Below are 19,791 nucleotides of genomic sequence, written 5' to 3' on the forward strand. Positions count from 1 at the left end.
CATGTGGGAGCGGGCTCTGCCCGCGAATGCTTATGTCTCACCTGCGGGAGCGGGACGGGCGGCGAGCCCTCTGCCCGCGAATGCTTGCAGCGACTCGGAAATCCGTCCATGGCACCCTTGGATATTCGGATTCCCGAACGATCCTCTTATCCCTCTCCCTCCTCAAAAGTGCTGCCCGCCCCAGCCGACCTGGCTCTGAGCCACTTCCCCCGCCTTGGCATGACTCATGCTCTACACTCTTCAACGAAACCGGCGCATACCAGCCGCCGAGCTTCGCCGTACCCCGAGGGCCTGCGGGCTCGATAAAAAAAACAAAGTCGAGGATTCACTGATGCGCATCGTTCCAAAACTCCTGAGCGCCGCCATTGCCGCCGCTCTGATCAGTACTCCAGCATTGGCCGCCGAACTCACCGGCACCCTGAAGAAAATCAAGGATTCGGGCACCATCACCCTCGGTCACCGCGACGCCTCCATCCCCTTCTCGTACATTGCCGATGCGTCCGGCAAGCCGGTCGGCTACTCCCATGACATCCAGCTCAAGGTGGTCGAGGCCCTGAAAAAAGACCTCGACATGCCGGACCTGAAGGTCAAGTACAACCTGGTGACCTCGCAGACCCGTATCCCGCTGGTGCAGAACGGCACCATCGACCTGGAGTGCGGCTCCACCACCAACAACGCCGAACGCGCCCAGCAAGTGGATTTCTCCGTCGGCATCTTCGAGATCGGCACCCGTCTGCTGAGCAAGAAAGAGTCGTCCTACAAGGATTTCGACGACCTGAAAGGCAAGAACGTCGTCACCACCGCCGGTACCACTTCCGAGCGCATCCTCAAGTCCATGAACGCCGACAAGCAGATGGGCATGAACATCGTCTCGGCGAAAGACCACGGCGAGTCCTTCCAGATGCTCGAATCGGGCCGCGCCGTCGCCTTCATGATGGACGACGCCCTGCTCGCCGGCGAAATGGCCAAGGCCAAGAAGCCGACCGACTGGGAAGTCACTGGTACCCCGCAGTCCTATGAAATCTACGGCTGCATGGTGCGCAAAGGCGACGAGCCGTTCAAGAAAGCCGTGGACGATGCCATCAAGGCAACTTTCGCCTCGGGCGACATCAACGGCATCTACGACAAGTGGTTCAACCAGCCGATCCCGCCAAAAGGCCTGAACCTGGGCTTCCCCATGAGCGACGAGCTCAAGGCGTTGATCGCCAACCCCAACGACAAGCCGGCTCCCGACAAGAAGTCGTAAGCACCACCCTGATTTCACCCGAACGCCGCCCGGCGCTCGGGTGAAAGCCTGTGCCCGTGAATCAATTTCCGAGGGGTATTCCCCATGAATTACAACTGGGACTGGAGCGTCTTCTTCAAGTCCACTGGCGTCGGCAGCGAGATCTACCTGGATTGGTACATCTCCGGCCTGGGCTGGACCATCGCCATTGCCGTGGTCGCCTGGATCATCGCCCTGCTGCTGGGCTCGGTACTGGGTGTCATGCGCACCGTGCCGAGCCGCTGGGTCTCGGGTATCGCGACCTGCTACGTCGAGCTGTTCCGCAACGTGCCGCTGCTGGTGCAGCTGTTCATCTGGTATTTCCTGGTACCCGACCTGCTGCCCGAAGGCATGCAGGAGTGGTACAAGCAGGACCTCAATCCGACCACCTCGGCGTTCCTGAGCGTGGTGGTCTGCCTGGGCCTGTTCACCGCTGCGCGGGTCTGCGAGCAGGTGCGTACCGGTATCCAGGCGTTGCCGCGCGGCCAGGAATCGGCCGCCCGAGCGATGGGTTTCAGCCTGTCGCAGATCTACTGGAACGTGCTGCTGCCCCAGGCCTACCGCATCATCATTCCGCCGCTCACCTCCGAGTTCCTCAACGTGTTCAAGAACTCGTCGGTGGCCTCGTTGATCGGTCTGATGGAGCTGCTGGCGCAAACCAAGCAGACCGCGGAGTTCTCGGCCAACCTGTTCGAGGCCTTCACCCTGGCCACGCTGATCTACTTCACCCTGAACATGAGCCTGATGCTGTTGATGCGGGTGTTCGAGCGCAAGCTCGCCGTGCCTGGGCTGATCTCCCTGGGAGGTAAATGATGGACTTCAGTGGAATCATTCCAGCCCTGCCGGGCATGTGGAACGGCATGGTCATGACCTTGCAGCTGATGGTGCTGGGCGTCATCGGCGGCATTGCGCTGGGCACCGTGCTGGCCCTGATGCGCCTGTCGTCGAACAAGCTGCTGTCGCGCTTCGCCGGCGCCTACGTCAACTACTTCCGCTCCATTCCGCTGCTGCTGGTGATCACCTGGTTCTACCTGGCGGTTCCTTTCGTGCTGCGCTGGATCACCGGCGAAGACACGCCGGTGGGCGCCTTCACCTCGTGCCTCGTGGCCTTCATGATGTTCGAGGCCGCGTACTTCTGTGAAATCGTGCGCGCCGGTGTGCAGTCCATTTCCAAGGGCCAGATGGGCGCGGCGCAAGCGCTGGGCATGAACTACGGTCAGACCATGCGCCTGATCATCCTGCCCCAGGCGTTTCGCAAGATGACCCCGCTGCTGTTGCAGCAAAGCATCATCCTGTTCCAGGACACCTCGCTGGTCTACACCGTCGGCCTGGTGGACTTTCTCAACTCGGCGCGTGCCAGCGGCGACATCATCGGTCGGGCCAACGAGTTCCTGATCTTCGCCGGCGTGGTGTACTTCGTCATCAGTTTCAGCGCCTCCCTTCTGGTCAAGCGTCTGCAAAAAAGGTTAGCCGTATGATCTCCATCAAGAACATCAACAAGTGGTATGGCGACTTCCAGGTGCTCACCGATTGCAGCACCGAGGTCAAGAAAGGCGAAGTGGTCGTGGTGTGCGGGCCATCGGGTTCGGGCAAATCGACCCTGATCAAGTGCGTGAATGCCCTGGAGCCTTTCCAGAAGGGCGACATCGTGGTCGACGGCACCTCCATCGCCGACCCCAAGACCAACCTGCCCAAGCTGCGCTCGCGGGTGGGCATGGTGTTCCAGCATTTCGAGCTGTTTCCGCACCTGACCATCACCGAAAACCTGACCATCGCGCAGATCAAGGTGCTGGGCCGCAGCAAGGAAGAGGCCACGAAAAAGGGCCTGCAACTGCTCGAACGCGTCGGCCTGTCGGCCCACGCCCACAAGCACCCTGGCCAGCTGTCCGGTGGCCAGCAGCAGCGTGTGGCGATCGCCCGTGCGCTGGCGATGGATCCGGTGGTCATGCTGTTCGACGAGCCGACTTCGGCGCTCGACCCGGAAATGGTCAACGAAGTGCTCGACGTGATGGTGCAACTGGCCCACGAAGGCATGACCATGATGTGCGTGACCCACGAGATGGGCTTCGCGCGCAAGGTTGCCAACCGGGTGATCTTCATGGACCAGGGACAGATCGTCGAAGACTGCCCCAAGGAAGAGTTCTTCGGCGATGTCAGCGCGCGCTCCGACCGCGCTCAGCAATTCCTCGCCAAGATCCTGCAGCACTGATGACCGGCCGTCCCGCGCCCGCGCTGTCGGGCGCGGGACGCTGGCTGCTTGAAGGCGACTGTGATGAAATGCCTGCCCGCCACAAAGCCTGACCTGATCGTGAAGCCCCGCCTGATTCGCCAACTGTTCCTGCCGCCCCTGATCCTGCTGTTGACGCTGGGCCTGGGCTACGTGGGCTTTCTGGTGAGTGAGCACAACAGTATTCGTGCCCTGTCCGAGAACGGCGAGCGGCAGCTCGAACTGCACGCGCGTGCGGTCGAAAGCGAAATCACCAAGTACACCTATCTACCCAGCCTGCTGGAGCTCGAAGACAGCGTCTCGACCCTGCTCAACGACCCCGACGGCGAACATCGCCAAGCGGTCAACGACTACCTGGAAGGCCTGAACCGGCGCAGCCGCAGCCGCGCCATCTATGTGCTCGACACCACCGGCCGCGTGCAGGCCACCAGCAACTGGCGCGATGCCGACAGCTTCCTCGGCGAGGATCTGTCCTTCCGCGGTTACTTCCAGGCGGCCATTCGTGGTCAGCCCGGTCGCTTCTACGGCATCGGTAGCACCACTGGCGAGCCTGGCTATTTCCTCGCCCATGGCCTGGAGGAGCACGGCAAGCTGATCGGCGTGGCAGTCATCAAGGTGCGCCTGGAGGCGCTGGAGGAACGCTGGCAGAAGGCTCGGCTGGAAGCCTTCGTCAGCGACGAGAACGGCATCATCATCCTCTCCAGCGATCCGGCACGGCGACTGAAGTCGATACGCCCGCTGACCCCGGAAATCAAGGAGCGCCTGGCGCGCAGCCTGCAGTATTACTGGTGGCCGCTCAACGAACTCGAACCCCTCGCCCGCCAGAGCCTGGCCGATGGCGTGGAGCTGCTGACCTTCGCCACCCACACCGACAAGCCGGGCAAGGACATCAACGTCACCTACCTGTCGCAGTCGCGGCGCCTGGCCGACACACCCTGGCGCTTCACCCTGCTCACGTCCCTGCAGGACCTGCGCCACGAAGCCATCGTCCAGGGCGTGCTGGTGGCCGTGGCGTTTGCCTTGCTGGCCTTCCTGCTGATCGCCTGGAACGAGCGCCGCAAGGTGCTGGCCACCCGCCTGGCCGCCCGTGAAGCGCTGGAACAGGCCAACAGCCACCTGGAGCGCCGCATCGCCGAGCGAACCCAGGACCTGCGCGCCAGCAACGAACGGCTCAAGGGCCAGATTCGCGAGCGCCGTCAGGCCGAGGAAACCCTGCGCAAGGCCCAGGATGAACTGGTCCAGGCAGGCAAGCTGGCGGCCATCGGGCAGATGTCGACCAGCATCGCCCACGAGCTCAACCAGCCGCTGGCAGCGCTGCGCACGCTGTCGGGCAATACCGTGCGCTTCCTGGAACGCGGCGCCCTGGACACGGCCAGCACCAACCTGAGCACCATGAACGAACTGATCGATCGCATGGGCCGTATCACCGCCAGTCTGCGCTCCTTCGCCCGGCGTGGCGACGACAAGGGCCAGGCCAGTCTGGGCAAGGCCCTGGACGGTGCGCTGCAGGTGCTGGCCAGCCGCATCGAGGCCAGCCATCTGAGCGTGGAACGCACGTGCGCCGAGCTGCAACTGGCGATCGACCAGACCCGTCTCGAGCAGATTCTGGTCAACCTGATCGGCAACGCCCTGGATGCCACCGCCGGCGCATCGGAACCGACGCTGTGGCTGGACGGCCGCATGGAGGGTGAACGCTACGCCCTGCGCGTGCGCGACAACGGCCACGGCATCGATGTCGAGACCCGCAAGCACCTGTTCGAACCGTTCTTCACCACCAAGCCCGGCGATCACGGCCTGGGCCTTGGCCTGACCCTGTCGGCCAGCCTGGCGGCCGCCGCCGGTGGCAACCTGGCCGTCGAGCACCCCGCCGACGGTGGCACCACTTTCATTCTCAGCCTGCCGCTTGCGGCAGCGTCGCCCAGCGAGTCGCCATGAACGCCTTGACCGTCCTGATCGTCGAAGACGACCCCCATGTACTGCTCGGCTGCCAGCAGGCCCTGGCGCTGGAAGACATTCCCAGCCAGGGCGTGGCCAGTGCCGAGGCCGCGCTGGCGTGCATCGGCGACGACTTCGCCGGCATCGTCGTCAGCGATATCCGCCTGCCCGGCATGGACGGCCTGGAACTGCTGAGCCAACTCAAGGCGCGTGACCCCAGCCTGCCAGTGGTGCTGATCACCGGCCATGGCGACATCTCCATGGCCGTGGGTGCCATGCGCAGCGGCGCCTACGACTTCATGGAAAAGCCTTTCTCGCCCGAACGCCTGGTGGACGTGGTCCGCCGCGCGCTGGAGCAGCGCGGCCTGGCCCGCGAGGTCAGCTCGTTGCGTCGGCAACTGGCCGAGCGCAGCTCCCTGGAAGGTCGCATCATCGGTCGCTCACCGGCTATGCAGAACCTGCGCGAACTGATCGCCAATGTCGCCGACACTTCGGCCAACGTGCTGATCGAAGGCGAAACCGGCACTGGCAAGGAGCTGGTCGCCCGCTGCCTGCACGACTTCAGCCGCCGTCAGCCACAGCCGTTCGTGGCGCTCAACTGCGGCGGGCTGCCGGAACAATTGTTCGAAAGCGAGATTTTCGGTCACGAGGCCAATGCCTTCACCGGTGCCGGCAAGCGCCGCATCGGCAAGATCGAACACGCCGACCAGGGCACGCTGTTCCTCGACGAAGTGGAAAGCATGCCCATCCCCTTGCAGATCAAGCTGCTGCGGGTGCTGCAGGAACGCACCCTGGAACGCCTGGGTTCGAACCAGAGCATTGCCGTGGATTGCCGTCTTATCGCTGCCACCAAGTCGGATCTGGACGCGTTGAGCCGGCAGAACCAGTTTCGCAGCGACCTGTATTACCGCCTCAACGTGGTCACGCTGGAGTTGCCGCCGCTGCGCGAGCGCCGTGAAGACATTCTTGAGCTGTTCCAGCATTTTCTGCAGCTGGCCGCCTTGCGCTTCGACCGCGAGCCGCCGGAACTCGATGCGCAGACCGTGTCGCGCCTGATGAGCCATGAGTGGCCCGGCAACGTTCGCGAACTGCGCAACGTGGCCGAGCGCTATGCGTTGGGCCTGCCGGCCTTCAAGAAGAACGGTGCGGCCAGCGTGGTCAGCCTGGGCTTTTCCGAAGCGGTGGAGGCATTCGAGCGCAACTTGCTGACCGAGGCTCTGCAGCGAACGGGGGGCAACCTCAGCCAGGCCAGCCAGGAGCTGGGCATGGCCAAGACCACCCTGTTCGACAAGGTCAAGAAGTACGGGTTGAACTGATAGGTGTGGTTGGCTTGCCGACCTTTTCGCGGGCAGAGACCCGCTCCCACAGAGACCTGGTGAGCCTTTACTTGTGGGAGCGGGTCTCTGCCCGCGAAGAGGCCCTGCCCGACACCCCACAACCCACTACAACCCGGCCAACACCCCTTCCCGCTGCCGCTGCTGCGCCAGGTACGGCAGCACCGCCCCCAACAGCGGCGCCTTGAAGGCCTCCTGGAAGCGATGCGCCAACCCCGGTATCAGCCGCAACTGGCTGCCCTTGATATGCGCCGCCAGATGCACCCCGTGCATCACCGGCAGCAGCGGATCGGCCGTGCCATGCACCACCAGCGTCGGCACCCGCAGGCGGTTGAGCAAGGCCACCCGGCTGGGCTCGGCCAGAATCGCCATGATCTGTCGCTGCACCCCCAGTGGATTGAACGCACGGTCGTATGACACCTGCGCCTGATGCAGCAGCTCGGCGCGATCGTCGGCGATCTGCGGGCTGCCCAAGGCTGCCAGCAAGTCAGCCTGCTGCTGCAGCGCCAACTCCCGGCTCGGCGCGCTGCGCTTGGCCAGCAGCTGAAGCAAGGCCGGACGCGGCTCCGGCAGGCCCGGCGCGCCCGAACTCGACATGATCAAAGTCAGGCTCTGCACCCGCTGCGGCGCACGATCGGCCAGGTGCTGGGCGATCATCCCGCCCATGCTCGCGCCCAGCACGTGAAAGCGTTGCACCTGCAACGCATCCATCAAACCCAGCGCGTCATCGGCCATGTCGGTCAAGCTGTATGGCGCCGACACCGCCAGGCCCAGCTTGTAGCGCAGCACCTCGAAGGCCAGGTTGGCCGACGGCGGCGGCTGTGACCAGGTCGACAGGCCGACATCGCGATTGTCGTAGCGAATCACCCGAAAGCCTTGCTCACACAGGGCGCTGACCACTTCGTCGGGCCAGTCGATCAGTTGCCCACCCAGCCCCATCACCAGCAACAGCGCTGGGTCCTGGACGCGACCGATACTTTGATAGGCCAGGTTGACCTGAGCCAGTGGAGCGTGTTGAAGCGGAACATCGACATCGCAGCGTGCAGCTGCAAAAACCCACTGACCGCACAGCAGCGCGGTCAGAAACACCCATAGACGCATGACTTGCACCAGAACGCAGAACCCCATTGAGGCGCGAGTCTGATGACTTTTCGTACATCGCGCTGCCACACTTCTGTGACCGTTTGATGAACTCCGCTGTACGGTCTGTGGTTCGCGCTCAGGCCAGCCGCTGCCGGGCCTGGCGCGCGGCCGCGACCATGTTGACCAGCGCCGCTTCGGTTTCGGGCCAGGCGCGGGTCTTCAGCCCGCAATCGGGGTTGACCCACAACCGTTCGGCCGGGATACGCGCTGCGGCCAAGGTCAGCAAGCGCAGCATCTGCTCGGTGGCAGGCACCCGCGGCGAATGGATGTCGTACACGCCTGGACCAATGTCATTGGGATACTCGAACGCTTCGAAGGCCTGCAACAACTCCATGTCCGAGCGCGAGGTCTCGATGGTGATGACATCCGCGTCCATGGCGGCGATGGCCTCGATCACGTCGTTGAATTCGCTGTAGCACATGTGCGTGTGAATCTGCGTCGCATTGGCCACTCCACTGGCGCACAGCCTGAACGCCTGCACTGCCCATTCCAGGTAGGCCGGCCACTGTGCCCGACGCAGCGGCAGCCCCTCGCGAAACGCCGCCTCGTCGATCTGGATGATGCGGATCCCAGCGCGTTCCAGGTCCTGCACTTCGTCGCGAACCGCCAGGGCCAACTGCCGTGCCTGGACTTCCCGCGGCAGGTCTTCGCGGGCGAACGACCACATCAGCAGGGTCACCGGGCCGGTCAGCATGCCCTTGACCCACTTGCCGGTCTGTCGCTGGGCATAGGTGATCCAGTCCACGGTCATGGCGCGCTCGCGGCTGATGTCGCCGTAGATGACCGCCGGTTTGACGCAGCGCGAACCATAGCTTTGTACCCAGCCGAAGCGGGTGATCAGGTAGCCATCCAACTGCTCGGCGAAGTACTCGACCATGTCGTTGCGCTCGGCCTCGCCATGCACCAGCACATCCAGGCCCAGACGCTCCTGGACCTGGATCGCATGGCGAATTTCGACGTGCATCGCGTCGGTGTAGTCGTTGGCCGAGAGCTTGCCGGACTTGTACGCCTGGCGGGCCAGACGAATCGATGCGGTTTGCGGAAAGGAACCGATGGTAGTGGTAGGAAACGCCGGCAAGCGCAGGTGCGCCCGCTGTACGTCGATGCGCGTGGCGAAGGCCGAAGAACGTTGCGTATCGGCAGGCGTCACCGCAGCGAGACGCGCTTGCACGGCCGGCTTGTGAATGCGCGGTGAGTGCTCGCGACTGACCCTTACCGCCTGGCTCTGAGCAAGCGCCTGCTTTACCTGGAGTGCTTCGGGTGTGTTCAGGGCCTGCACGAGCACGGCGATTTCCTCGCACTTCTGCACGGCGAAGGCCAGCCAGCTCTTGAGTTCGGCATCGAGGCGGTCTTCGCGGCGCACATCGACCGGGCTGTGCAGCAACGAGCAGGAACTGGCCACCCACAGATTGGCGCCGAAACGCTCGCGGGCCTGCTGCAGGTGCGCAAGCGCCGCCTCCAGGTCGCAGCGCCAGACGTTGCGGCCGTTGACCACCCCGACCGAGAGGACCTTGTAGGTGGGCAGGCGATCGAGCACCGCCGGCAGCTGCTCGGGCGCGCGCACCAGGTCGACATGCAGGCCATCTACCGGCAGGCCCGCAGCCAGGCCGAGGTTGTCGTCCAGGCTGGCGAAGTAGGTCGCCAGCAGCTTCTTCAGCGGTGAGTATTGGAGAATGTGGTAGGCGCGCTCGAACGCATTCTTCCAGTCCTGGGGCAAATCCAGGCCCAGGATCGGTTCGTCGATCTGCACCCACTCCACCCCCTGCCAGGCCAGGCGCGAAAGGATCTCACCGTACACCGGCAACAGGCGTTCGAGCAGGTCGAGCTTGTCGAAGGCCGAGCCCTTGGCCTTGCCCAGCCACAAGTACGTGAGCGGCCCGATCAGCACGGGCTTGACCTTGTATCCGAGCGCGACGGCCTCGTCGACCTCTTCGAACAACTGCTCCCAACTGAGCACGAAGCGCTGGTCGGCAGAAAATTCAGGCACCAGGTAGTGGTAGTTGGTATCAAACCACTTGGTCAGCTCCAAAGCATGCTGGGTCTCGCCCGCTGCACCGCCGCAACAGCTTCCGGCACCACGCGCCATGGCGAACAACGTGTCGAGCGTGGGCCTGCCATCGGCACCCAGGGCATCGGCGAAACGGCTGGGCACCACGCCGAAGGCAGCCGAGTGCGCGAGCATCTGGTCATACCAGGCGAAGTCGCCCACCGGCAGCAACTCGATGCCGGCCTGCGCTTGCAACTGCCAGTGGCGGGCACGCAGCTCGCGGCCGGTCTGGCGCAGGGCTGCCTGGTCGAGATCGCCTTTCCAATACGCTTCGAGCGCCTTCTTGAGTTCGCGGTCGGCGCCGATGCGAGGAAATCCGAGGGTGTGGGCCAGTGCCATGAGTGCAGCTCCTTGTAAATGATGGCGCCATTGTCGACAACCACACCAACATGAGACAAACTCAATCTTTTCGTGTTGATCACAAGTTCTACTCATGGAGACCAAGGTGCTCGAAATCCGTCACCTGAAAACCCTGCACGCCCTGCGCGAGGCCGACAGCCTGGTGGAAGCCGCGGAGCGCCTGCACCTGACCCAGTCAGCGCTTTCCCACCAGTTCAAGGAACTGGAGGAGCGCCTGGGCATGCAACTGTTCGTGCGCAAGACCAAACCGATTCGCTTCACCAGCGCCGGGCTGCGCCTGCTGCAGCTGGCCGATGCGACACTGCCGTTATTGCGCGGCGCCGAGCGTGACATCGCTCGTCTGGCCGGCGGCACCGCAGGCCGGCTGCACATGGCCATCGAATGCCACAGCTGCTTCCAATGGCTGATGCCGACCATCGACCAATTCCGCGATGCCTGGCCGGAAGTGGAACTGGACCTGGCCTCCGGCTTCGCTTTCGCGCCCTTGCCGGCCCTCGCCCGTGGCGACCTGGACCTGGTGGTGACCTCCGACCCGCTGGAGCTGCCGGGCATTACCTATGTCCCGCTGTTCACCTACGAGGCCATGCTGGCGGTGGCCAACCAGCACGCACTGGCGAGCAAACCCTTCATCGTGCCCGAAGACCTGGCCAGCGAAACCCTGATCACCTACCCGGTGGAGCGCGACCGCCTGGACATCTTCACGCGCTTCCTGGAGCCGGCCGACATCGAGCCGGCGCAGGTGCGCACCTCCGAGCTGACGGTGATGATGATGCAACTGGTGGCCAGCGGTCGCGGCGTCTGTGGCATGCCTCACTGGGCGCTGCACGAATACAGTTCGCGCGGCTATGTGAAGGCCAAACGCCTGGGCGACAAGGGCCTGTTCGCGACGCTGTATGCAGCGGTGCGCACCGACATGCTCGACGCGCCCTACATGCGTGACTTCCTGCTGACTGCCAAGGACACCTCGTTCTCGACCCTGGACGGCGTCAGCGCGGTACGCTGAGTCCGGCAGACGAGGCACTATCTAAGTAGCGCCCTGGCGCCTCGCTCACGGTTCGTAATGGCGAGCGCGATGACCCTGCCGGTCATCGCCTCGACATCAGGAAACCGTCTACATGAACGATGCCCCTACCCCCTTCGTTGCCCGTGCGCTGACCTACCTTACCTATCCGATGCGCCACGACAACCTGTTGCAGGAGGGCTCCCTGCTCTGGGAACGCGCCCGCACTCGCCTGCAGACACTGCTTGCGCACGCGCCGCGCGCGAGCGACGCCCTCCCGGCGCAGCAGCCACCGCTGGACGATCAGGCGCTGGAGGATCGACGCAGGCAACACTGGATCGACTATTGGAACGGCCGTGCGCCCGATTCGGCGGTCTCGCGTCGAGCGATGGCCGAGCAAGCCTTCCTCGACCACCTGCAGGCGGCTGCGCAGCTCGCCTACTATCATGGCCAGCTGAACCACACCCAGCTCCTGCCGCTGTTGACCCTGCTCGAAGGCGGTAGCGAAACACACTCGCGACAGATCTATGTGGAAACCGTCGCCTTGCAGACGGCCGACGGCACCCGCTTGAAAACTGCCGGAGCCCTGCTGCTGACCCCGGACAGCGATGCGCCTGTCGCGCAGTTGCTCTATCTGCCCTCACACGATCCCGCATTGCTGGCTTTTGCCGATCGCCAGGCGTTGCAGACCTACCTGCTGCAGAATCGTTCTCAGGTCTGGCCCCCCGCACCCCCGCCCGCCGATGCCGCCGTGAAGCTCAGCTACCAACCCGCGCAGCTTTCCAGCGCCTGCAAGCAATGGTTGAGCCACAGCCGCACGCGTTATCTGGAAGCGGCGCGCACCTTGCCGCGTTCCGACGATGAGGATCCGTCTGCAGAAAAAACCGACGCTGCAAGCCTGCCCGCAACCGCACTGCCGTTCGCCAACCTGACCGCCTTCGACCCCCCCGAGCCGACGCACAGTGTCGACAACTTCACCACGTTCGGCAGTCTCAGCCCTGACATTCCGCAGAGCCATCGCTGGGCCGAGCTCAAACGCCAGTATCAAGCAATGCTGAAGCTGCTCGGGGACGAGCTGCCAGCCGGCTCCGACAGCCCAGGTTGGGTGCGCCTCAAGGGCCTTCTCGTCGCCTTGACCGCCGCCCAGCAGCGCGCGGCCCAGGCAGCGGCCGGGCTGCTGGGCGCCGAACGGCTGGAAGACCTCTACCGCCTGCGCTATTTGCCCAACGCGCATTATTCGTCCCTGTACCAGGCGCGCCTGGAAGGCTTGCGCGCCGAAGTGGCCGTGCAACAGGCGCTAGGGCTGCTGACCCTGCCCCAAGTACAATTGATGCACGCGCTGCTCGCTCACCCGCAAGCAAGCACGCGCGGCACCGAGAGCGGCCTCGCTTGCGCGCTGGCACTGTCCGTCGCCAGTCTGAGCGGTACCACCACCACGACCCTGACTCAGGAACTGCCCGGCGTGGTGGCGTTCATGCCCACGCAAACACCAGCGAGTGACGGCTCCGTGCTGGTGTATTGGCCAGGCGTCGGCGGCGGCCTGGAGCCGTTCGAATCCGTGGCCCACCTCAAGCGCACACTGTTGCGCCTGAGCGCGGGTACCCACGACGTCACCCTGCACCTGTCCCCGGTGGCCGGCGACTTCTTCGACTATGGCCTGCAGAATCAACTGTCCGCGTGCGAGCAACAGGCCAGTGAGCTCATCGAGCGTCTGCCGGCCGCCACTCATGCGCCGGAGCGCCTGGAAGCCCTGCAGCAACTGACTGCATCCACCTACGAGCAATTGCTGGTACCTGCCCACGCCGCACGCGACCGTGCCTATGTGCAACTGGCCCAGGAAGGTTTCAGCGAGCGCCTGGAAGGTGAACTGCCCGGTTGGTTGAAAACCCTTGCACCTGAGGACCGTGGGCGCCTGAAGGCTTTACTCAGCGACTACGCGCGCGCGGCGCGTGCAACCAATCGGCAACTGGAACGGGATCTGCCGGACCTCGATCGCTACGCCCATGTGCTGCTGCAGCAGCGACTGCGCACCGACTTCAAGCTGACCGACGACGTGGAAGTGGTGATCGACATCCCCGACCGGGTCATCCATCGCAAACAACCCGTGTCCGGTTCCGGCGCGCCTGGCACGCCGCAGCAGACCGTCGCCAGCGCGGGCCCGGAACGCACGCCATGGCCGCTCGCCCGGCTGGCGCAGCACAACATCGACGACGACATGCTGCAACGCCTGGGCTTCATGCAGGTCAAGGTCAGCGGCGCCGATGCCGAGCAGCGCGCTCGGGTCGTGGCGGGCATCGACCTCGACTACCTGCGTCGAACGGTGCGCGACCTGGACCTGGCGCAGGCATGCGAAGACAAGATCCGCCAGGCGTTCCTGGGTCGCGTTGGACAGCCTGCCTATGCCCAGGCCCATCAGCGCGAATGCCTGCTCGAACCCGTGCGGCTGATGCTGCACATGCAAAGCGACTATGCCCGTCATCGGGGCTGGATCAGCACCCGTGGCCACGCCCTGGCCGTACTCGCCATCGACGCCAGCGCAGCATCGGCCTGGCGCGCTGGCGGGCAAGACGTGCAGTTACTGCCCGCGCGGTTCACGGTCGGCGGCAGCGATACCGATGACCGACCCACCACGCTGTCCGGGCTGACCTTCATTCACGATCGCAGCGGCGGCCCAACCCTGCTGTACCTGCCCGACGCTCCCGACCATCGCTGCCTGCGCGAATACCCAAGCCTTGAAGCCGCACGCCTGGGGCTGTTCAACCTGAGCTTCGACAGCACGATGGCCGACTACCTGGCCGATCGGGCCATTGCCGGCAGCGCCGCCAGCCACAAGGCGCGAATCGATCAGGCAGGGTTGCGCAACTTCGACGCGTTGATTGGCGTCGGCCACCCTTGGCCAGCCACCACCTCGCTGGCCAGTCATCTGCTCGACGCGCACATGGGTCGGCTCATCGAAGCCCAGCGCCGGCGAGGGCGCAGCAATGATGCCCTGTACCTGCAGCAAGCAGCCCTGGCCCACGGCAACGTATTCAACTACCTGAAAATGGCCCTCGGCGTCCTGCCCTTCGTCGGCACCGCAGTGGCTTTGCTCGATGCCTGGACGGCCGCCAACGCCGCAGTCGGTGCGTGGCGTGCTGGCCATGTGAGCGAAGGGTTGGACCAGCTGGAAGCCATGCTCGGTGCCCTGATCGATGCGGCCATCGATATCGTCCCGGGCGCCGTTTCGCTCCCCGCCGGCGGCCGCTTGCGGGCCCGCGCAAGACAGTGGTCGATGCTGGCCAGGCGCGCAGGCGGCCCCCGCGCAGTGCAGTCATCCTCGGCAGGCAGACCCGACCCTTTCATCGGCTATGGCTATACCTTGCCGCTGGACCTGAGTGACCTGCAACCGGCCACACAGGGTCTGTACCGTGGTATCTACCGCCATGCCGACGGCGATTTCATTCTGCGCGACGGCCAACCCTACCGCGTCACGCTTCACGCCAGCCCGCAGACCTGGCGCCTGCACGGCACGGCCAGCAAGAGCTACGCGCAGCCCATTGCACTGGATCCCAGCGGGCGCTGGCAGACCCATGGCGCGCTCTACGGCACGTTGATCAAGGAGGGGCTGGCGGGCGGCGGTGGCGTGCTGGGCTATCTGGGCCATCGCGCCGCCGATGGCTTGCAGCCGCTCTGGCCTGCCGCGGTCCGCGAACGACTGCCGCGCTGGCTGGTGGATCGCCAGTACCGCCGTCACTTCGAACTCTCCGGTAGCATCGAGCACCAGAGCAGACAGCTGCACGCGCAGTTGGACCGCCATGAACCGCTGATCATGACGCAAGCCGCCGACCCGCAGCGGCGCGCCAGTGCCGAAGCGGCGTGTGCCAGCGACATCCAGCGCGCCGAAACGCTCTACCTGCTGTTGCAGGAACACGAAGGCCTGGTCTCCCGTGACTTCCTCAAGCGCAACAAGCAATTCCAGAGCGAGGTCGCCTATATCGTCGCAGGACGCAAGATCAACCATGCCAACCTGGCCCGACGCACGATCAACGAGCTGATCGAAGCGCTCGACCAGGTCCGTACCCCGGGGGAGCTGTTCGATCTACCCGTGGCGAAAATGCTCGAACAACGCCGCATGCGCCTGGCCATGGACCAACAGTTCGAACTCATGAGGCAGCGCCTGCAGCAGGCCGAGACCTGGACCGGCCGGGTGACCCAGCGTAGCGACCGCGCCCAGTTGCGCGAAGTGCTGGACGCCTTGACAGACGCGGACCTGGAAATCGGCCGCGCCTCCAACCTGACGCAATTGGCGCACAGAACTGCGGACGTCAGCGATGTATCGCAGATGTATCACCTGCTTGATACCCGGCCGTTGAGAAACCGCTTCCATAACGGTCTGGAGAGCCATTATCAGCTGCTCGAGACCGCAGCCGACCTGCGCGAGCGACAGAGCGTGCTTCGCAGCTCGCGGCAGATCTACGTCGATTATCGCAACCAGATGAACATCTGGCGGCGCAATCGGCCGGATCGCTTCGACCTGGAAGCGTTCGAGCGGATGATGCAGTCTCTGGACCGTCTGATCGACCATGCCGACCGGATGATGCCGCAACTGGGCAGCATCGCCCGGCGGCCCAAACGACCCGGCCCTTCGAGCCGCAGGGTGTTCGAAACCCACGAGCATGATTTCTTCATCGGCAACCAAGGCCGCGGGGCGGACGGAGAACAGATCTTCACCCTGACCGGCGCTGGCGGCAGACAGGAAACCTACCGACGGGTGGGCAACCAGTGGCGTCTGCAGGACGATGCACCGGGCACCACGTTGCCGGGCCCTGCGCAGCCCCTGAGTGAACTGATCGCCGAAGGCCGGAAATGGCTGGATGCCAGCGATGCCCACGAACGACGAGTGGCCCGCTACGCCGTCCCAGGCGAAGCACCGGCCAATCTCGAAGACTTGATGGTCAACCAGGGCAGGCAACTGGAGTTGCGTGCCTCGGCCATCGAGCAGCGCCAGCCTGAGCATGAACTGGCACAGCGCCTGCGCACGCGGGCCAGGGAGCTGCGGGCCAAGGGTCGGGCCTTGCGCATCCAGCAGGCGATGAGCAGCCAGACGCCCACCGAGGGATACCTGGACTATCTGCTCGAACAACGCCAGGTGGACATCGTCAAAGTGGGAAATCGCACCCCCATCGGCACCGGACGGGCCGAACCCGATTTTCTTCAGGAGTACGTCATCCGTGACCTCACCGCCGAGCCACCCGTCCCGCTGTGGTACGCACACTTTCACTACCGTCGGGAGCGGGCGAGGTTCGAGCAGTTCGAAAAAGCCCACATCAAGCGGCCGGATCAACGCATGCAGGGCTTGCGCTGGCAGCAGGAGCAGGGTGACGAAGCGCAACGCATCTGGCGCGGGCCCATCGGCAAGCCGCTGGCGATGAAACACTTCGAGGGGGTGCAGGCGTAGAGTAAAGGGCACGCAAGCACGCGCCCTACCCCGTTACCGGATGCGAGGCGATCCGACGACAGGGTAACGGGCCTACATCAGGAACAGGGTGGCCAGGCCAAGGAAGATGAAGAACCCACCGCTGTCGGTGACGGCGGTGATCATCACACTGGCGCCCATCGCCGGGTCGCGACCGAACCTGGCCAGGGCCATGGGAATCGACACGCCCATGAACGCGGCGAGCAGCAGGTTCAGGGTCATCGCCGCGGTCATCACCACGCCCAGTGACCAGCTGCCATACAGCAGATACGCCACGACCCCGATCACACCGCCCCAGACCACGCCATTGACCAGCGCGACGCCCAGTTCCTTGCGCATCAGGCGCTTGGTATTGCCATTGCCGGGGCTGACCTGGTCCAGGGCCATGGCGCGCACGATCATGGTGATGGTCTGGTTGCCGGAGTTGCCGCCGATACCGGCCACGATCGGCATGAGCGCCGCCAAAGCCACCAATTTTTCGATCGAGCCTTCGAACAGGCCGATCACCCGCGAAGCCATGAACGCAGTGATCAGGTTGATCGCCAACCATGACCAGCGGTTGCGCAGCGAACGCCATACCGAGGCGAAGATGTCTTCTTCCTCGCGCAGACCGGCCGTACGCAATGCTTCGCTTTCGCTTTCTTCACGAATCAGGTCGACCATGACATCGATGGTCAGACGCCCGATCAACTTGCCGTGCTTGTCCACCACGGGCGCGGAAATCAGGTCGTAGCGCTCGAACGCCTGAGCGGCTTCGTAGCCGTCTTCGTCGGGATGGAAGCTGACCGTGTCGCTGGCCATCACCGCGGCTACTTGTTTTTCCGGATCGTTGACCAGCAGGCGCTTGATCGGCAGCACGCCCTTGAGAATGCCGTCGGAGTCGACCACGAACAATTTGTCGGTGTGGCCAGGCAGCTCCTTGAGACGGCGCAGATAACGCAGCACCACTTCCAGGCTGACGTCTTCGCGGATGGTGACCATCTCGAAGTCCATCAGCGCACCGACCTGGTCGTCCTCGTAGCTCAGGGCCGAACGCACGCGCTCGCGCTGCTGGGCATCCAGGGTTTCCATGAGCTCGTGAACCACGTCGCGCGGCAGTTCGGAGGCCAGGTCGGCGAGTTCGTCGGCGTCCATTTCCTTGGCCGCAGCGAGGATCTCGAAATCGTCCATGTCCGCAAGCAAGGTTTCGCGTACCGAGTCCGATACTTCGAGCAGGATGTCGCCGTCGCGCTCGGCCTTGACCAACTGCCAGACCGTCAGGCGCTCTTCCAGGGGCAAGGCTTCGAGGATGTAGGCGACGTCGGCGGAGTGAAGATCGTCGAGCTTGCGTTGCAACTCGACCAGGTTCTGCCGGTGAACCAGATTTTCGACCAGATCGTTGTGCTGGCCTTCCTGGCGATGAGCCAGGCTTTCGACGATACGCTGGCGCTGCAACAGGTCGATGACCTGGGCCAGACGATCCTGCAGGCTTTCTTGCGTTTTTTTTGCTTCTACTTCAGACATAGGCGAACTCCACTCCCAGCAGTGGGCCCGCCGGGAGAATCAATCGGTCGATTCTTGATGTGTATACAGCTTTAGCGAGTAACTACTGGGTAAGTCCATGGAGGTTTTCCAAAGCCCCGGCGGGGCTGACGGGCGCAATCATACACAAGTTGTACGGATTCATAGCGAAAAAAACAGGGTGAAACAACTGCTTGCGTGCAACGCTCGCAAATCATGCCTCAACGGGGGTGGGACGACGCATTCGGTAAACAAAGCACAAAGCGTGCGTCGCCAGGGCTGACTAGTCTGCAAGCCAACACGATCCACAACCCAGGACGGACACCGGTGTACAGATCCTTCTCCACGCTTGTGCTGCTGGCTTCGCTGGCGCACCCGGGCGACGCCGCCGTCGTGCAGCGCTGCCAAGGCCCGCAGGGGCACATTACCTTCACCCACTCGAACTGCCCCGAAACCCAGCCCTGGGTGCGTCAGCGAGCGCTGAACCCGGCATCCGGAAGAAAGCCCATGGCGCGCAAGGCGGCGCCCCGGCGGTTGCCGGTCACGATCGTCGAGGACGGCACACGTACACGGTTGGCAGCGCCACCCACGCCGCCCGTCAAGGCACCGAAAAAAGCCAGTCGCATGAAGAAAAAGAGAAGACCCAAGTACCTGGCTGAGGAGCAGACGCCGTCTTCCAGAACACTCAAAACGCAGAAAGCAAAAAGCCCGCAATAAATGCGGGCTTTTCACTTGTATGGTGCACTCGACAGGATTCGAACCTGTGACCGCTCGGTTCGTAGCCGAGTACTCTATCCAGCTGAGCTACGAGTGCAGGTGGCATTTTGTTGGACCAGGTTACCACTGGTTGAAGCAGAAGCTGCAGACATTGCTGAAAACAGCTTCTTGTATGGTGCACTCGACAGGATTCGAACCTGTGACCGCTCGGTTCGTAGCCGAGTACTCTATCCAGCTGAGCTACGAGTGCATTTGTTGCCGCGCATTATAGGCCGTCGATTTCTTTTGTAAAGCGCTTTTTTCAGTAATTTCAACAACTTACAGAAAAAGCCAGATTCAACGTACTACGCAAATAATGGCGGAGAACGGGGGATTCGAACCCCCGACACCCTTTTGAGGTGTACTCCCTTAGCAGGGGAGCGCCTTCGGCCACTCGGCCAGCTCTCCGCAACACGGGGCGTATATTAACCACCTTCTTCCCCGTTTGCAAACATAAAAAACGATAAAAATTAATGGCTTGGTTCGTCGTCCTTCTCGTTCTTGATCCGCAGGTAGATTTCTTCGCGGTGGACGGCCACTTCCTTGGGTGCATTCACCCCGATTCGTACCTGGCCACCTTTCACGCCAAGCACCGTGATGGTGATTTCACCGTCGCCAATGATCAGGCTTTCCGCGCACCGACGAGTCAGAATCAGCATACCTTTCTCCTTACGCTTTCATTTCAGGGACAACACAGTCTGCAAAAAAAGGCACTCACCCATGGTGGGAAGCCATGGACATCGCCCGAAAACAAAGAAGGGCGCGGTTAG

The 19,791-nt window shown here is 63.6% G+C and carries 13 protein-coding genes and 3 tRNA genes; 9 read left to right on the forward strand and 7 right to left on the reverse strand.

Annotation, left to right across the window (positions count from 1 at the left end; genetic code table 11):
• The first annotated feature begins 331 nt into the window (after positions 1–331).
• The 6 genes from AC788_RS19170 to AC788_RS19195 all read left to right on the forward strand — a co-directional run bounded on the left by AC788_RS19170 (position 332) and on the right by AC788_RS19195 (position 6,742).
• Positions 332–1,246 (forward strand): glutamate/aspartate ABC transporter substrate-binding protein, encoded by a 915-nt coding sequence (locus tag AC788_RS19170; protein WP_049862142.1) that lies wholly within the window; start codon positions 332–334, stop codon positions 1,244–1,246.
• Positions 1,247–1,330: 84 nt separating this feature from the next.
• Complete coding sequence (locus AC788_RS19175) at positions 1,331–2,077, forward strand: amino acid ABC transporter permease (RefSeq protein WP_049862143.1); 747 nt, start codon at positions 1,331–1,333, stop codon at positions 2,075–2,077.
• Positions 2,074–2,742, forward strand: a complete 669-nt coding sequence (locus tag AC788_RS19180; protein ID WP_049862144.1) for an amino acid ABC transporter permease — start codon at positions 2,074–2,076, stop codon at positions 2,740–2,742. The genes AC788_RS19175 and AC788_RS19180 overlap by 4 nt, the downstream gene beginning before the upstream one ends.
• Positions 2,739–3,473, forward strand: a complete 735-nt coding sequence (locus AC788_RS19185; RefSeq protein ID WP_043185416.1) for an amino acid ABC transporter ATP-binding protein — start codon at positions 2,739–2,741, stop codon at positions 3,471–3,473. Before AC788_RS19180 ends, AC788_RS19185 begins: the two co-directional genes overlap by 4 nt.
• Positions 3,474–3,536: 63 nt before the next feature.
• Positions 3,537–5,426: a sensor histidine kinase gene (locus tag AC788_RS19190; protein ID WP_049862145.1), complete on the forward strand. Its 1,890-nt coding sequence runs from the start codon at positions 3,537–3,539 to the stop codon at positions 5,424–5,426.
• On the forward strand, positions 5,423–6,742 hold the full coding sequence (locus AC788_RS19195; RefSeq protein ID WP_049862146.1) for a sigma-54-dependent transcriptional regulator: 1,320 nt from the start codon (positions 5,423–5,425) through the stop codon (positions 6,740–6,742). Before AC788_RS19190 ends, AC788_RS19195 begins: the two co-directional genes overlap by 4 nt.
• Before the next feature lie 126 nt (positions 6,743–6,868).
• On the opposite strand, the gene AC788_RS19200 is transcribed toward AC788_RS19195, so the two are convergent.
• Both AC788_RS19200 and metE read right to left on the reverse strand, forming a co-directional pair.
• Positions 6,869–7,888: an alpha/beta fold hydrolase gene (locus AC788_RS19200; RefSeq protein ID WP_082223725.1), complete on the reverse strand. Its 1,020-nt coding sequence runs from the start codon at positions 7,886–7,888 to the stop codon at positions 6,869–6,871.
• 91 nt (positions 7,889–7,979) lie between these two features.
• Positions 7,980–10,289, reverse strand: coding sequence for a 5-methyltetrahydropteroyltriglutamate--homocysteine S-methyltransferase (gene metE / locus AC788_RS19205; RefSeq protein ID WP_049862147.1), 2,310 nt, complete (start codon positions 10,287–10,289; stop codon positions 7,980–7,982).
• A 106-nt stretch (positions 10,290–10,395) separates the two neighbouring features.
• Between metE and metR the strand changes: the two genes are divergently transcribed.
• Positions 10,396–11,313 (forward strand): transcriptional regulator MetR, encoded by a 918-nt coding sequence (gene metR, locus AC788_RS19210; RefSeq protein WP_049862367.1) that lies wholly within the window; start codon positions 10,396–10,398, stop codon positions 11,311–11,313.
• A gap of 112 nt (positions 11,314–11,425) precedes the next feature.
• On the forward strand, positions 11,426–16,747 hold the full coding sequence (locus tag AC788_RS19215; protein ID WP_049862148.1) for a dermonecrotic toxin domain-containing protein: 5,322 nt from the start codon (positions 11,426–11,428) through the stop codon (positions 16,745–16,747).
• Between the two features lie 72 nt (positions 16,748–16,819).
• Here AC788_RS19215 and mgtE read toward each other — a convergent pair whose 3' ends face one another.
• Positions 16,820–18,268, reverse strand: a complete 1,449-nt coding sequence (gene mgtE / locus AC788_RS19220; protein WP_049862149.1) for a magnesium transporter — start codon at positions 18,266–18,268, stop codon at positions 16,820–16,822.
• Positions 18,269–18,592: 324 nt separating this feature from the next.
• Between mgtE and AC788_RS21655 the strand changes: the two genes are divergently transcribed.
• Complete coding sequence (locus tag AC788_RS21655) at positions 18,593–18,982, forward strand: hypothetical protein (protein WP_152965772.1); 390 nt, start codon at positions 18,593–18,595, stop codon at positions 18,980–18,982.
• Positions 18,983–19,002: 20 nt separating this feature from the next.
• On the opposite strand, the gene AC788_RS19225 is transcribed toward AC788_RS21655, so the two are convergent.
• From AC788_RS19225 to csrA, 4 genes are all read right to left on the reverse strand, one after another.
• Positions 19,003–19,079: transfer RNA gene (locus tag AC788_RS19225), tRNA-Arg, on the reverse strand.
• Between the two features lie 76 nt (positions 19,080–19,155).
• Positions 19,156–19,232: transfer RNA gene (locus tag AC788_RS19230), tRNA-Arg, on the reverse strand.
• 106 nt (positions 19,233–19,338) lie between these two features.
• Positions 19,339–19,429, reverse strand: a tRNA-Ser gene (locus AC788_RS19235).
• Positions 19,430–19,491: 62 nt separating this feature from the next.
• Entirely contained in the window at positions 19,492–19,680 is a 189-nt protein-coding gene (csrA, locus tag AC788_RS19240; protein ID WP_043185394.1) for a carbon storage regulator CsrA, read from the reverse strand.
• Between the last annotated feature and the right edge of the window lie 111 nt (positions 19,681–19,791).

Source organism: Pseudomonas sp. RIT-PI-a (genome assembly GCF_001187875.1).
In the GTDB taxonomy this organism is placed as follows: domain Bacteria; phylum Pseudomonadota; class Gammaproteobacteria; order Pseudomonadales; family Pseudomonadaceae; genus Aquipseudomonas; species Aquipseudomonas coleopterorum.

Bases quoted from the DNA above. Each gene is read 5' to 3' on its own strand.
- AC788_RS19170 (WP_049862142.1), top strand. From the start codon at position 332: ATGCGCATCGTTCCAAAACTCCTGAGCGCCGCCATTGCCGCCGCTCTG.
- AC788_RS19175 (WP_049862143.1), top strand. From the start codon at position 1,331: ATGAATTACAACTGGGACTGGAGCGTCTTCTTCAAGTCCACTGGCGTC.
- AC788_RS19180 (WP_049862144.1), top strand. From the start codon at position 2,074: ATGATGGACTTCAGTGGAATCATTCCAGCCCTGCCGGGCATGTGGAAC.
- AC788_RS19185 (WP_043185416.1), top strand. From the start codon at position 2,739: ATGATCTCCATCAAGAACATCAACAAGTGGTATGGCGACTTCCAGGTG.
- AC788_RS19190 (WP_049862145.1), top strand. From the start codon at position 3,537: ATGAAATGCCTGCCCGCCACAAAGCCTGACCTGATCGTGAAGCCCCGC.
- AC788_RS19195 (WP_049862146.1), top strand. From the start codon at position 5,423: ATGAACGCCTTGACCGTCCTGATCGTCGAAGACGACCCCCATGTACTG.
- AC788_RS19200 (WP_082223725.1), bottom strand. From the start codon at position 7,888: ATGGGGTTCTGCGTTCTGGTGCAAGTCATGCGTCTATGGGTGTTTCTG.
- metE (WP_049862147.1), bottom strand. From the start codon at position 10,289: ATGGCACTGGCCCACACCCTCGGATTTCCTCGCATCGGCGCCGACCGC.
- AC788_RS19215 (WP_049862148.1), top strand. From the start codon at position 11,426: ATGAACGATGCCCCTACCCCCTTCGTTGCCCGTGCGCTGACCTACCTT.
- mgtE (WP_049862149.1), bottom strand. From the start codon at position 18,268: ATGTCTGAAGTAGAAGCAAAAAAAACGCAAGAAAGCCTGCAGGATCGT.
- csrA (WP_043185394.1), bottom strand. From the start codon at position 19,680: ATGCTGATTCTGACTCGTCGGTGCGCGGAAAGCCTGATCATTGGCGAC.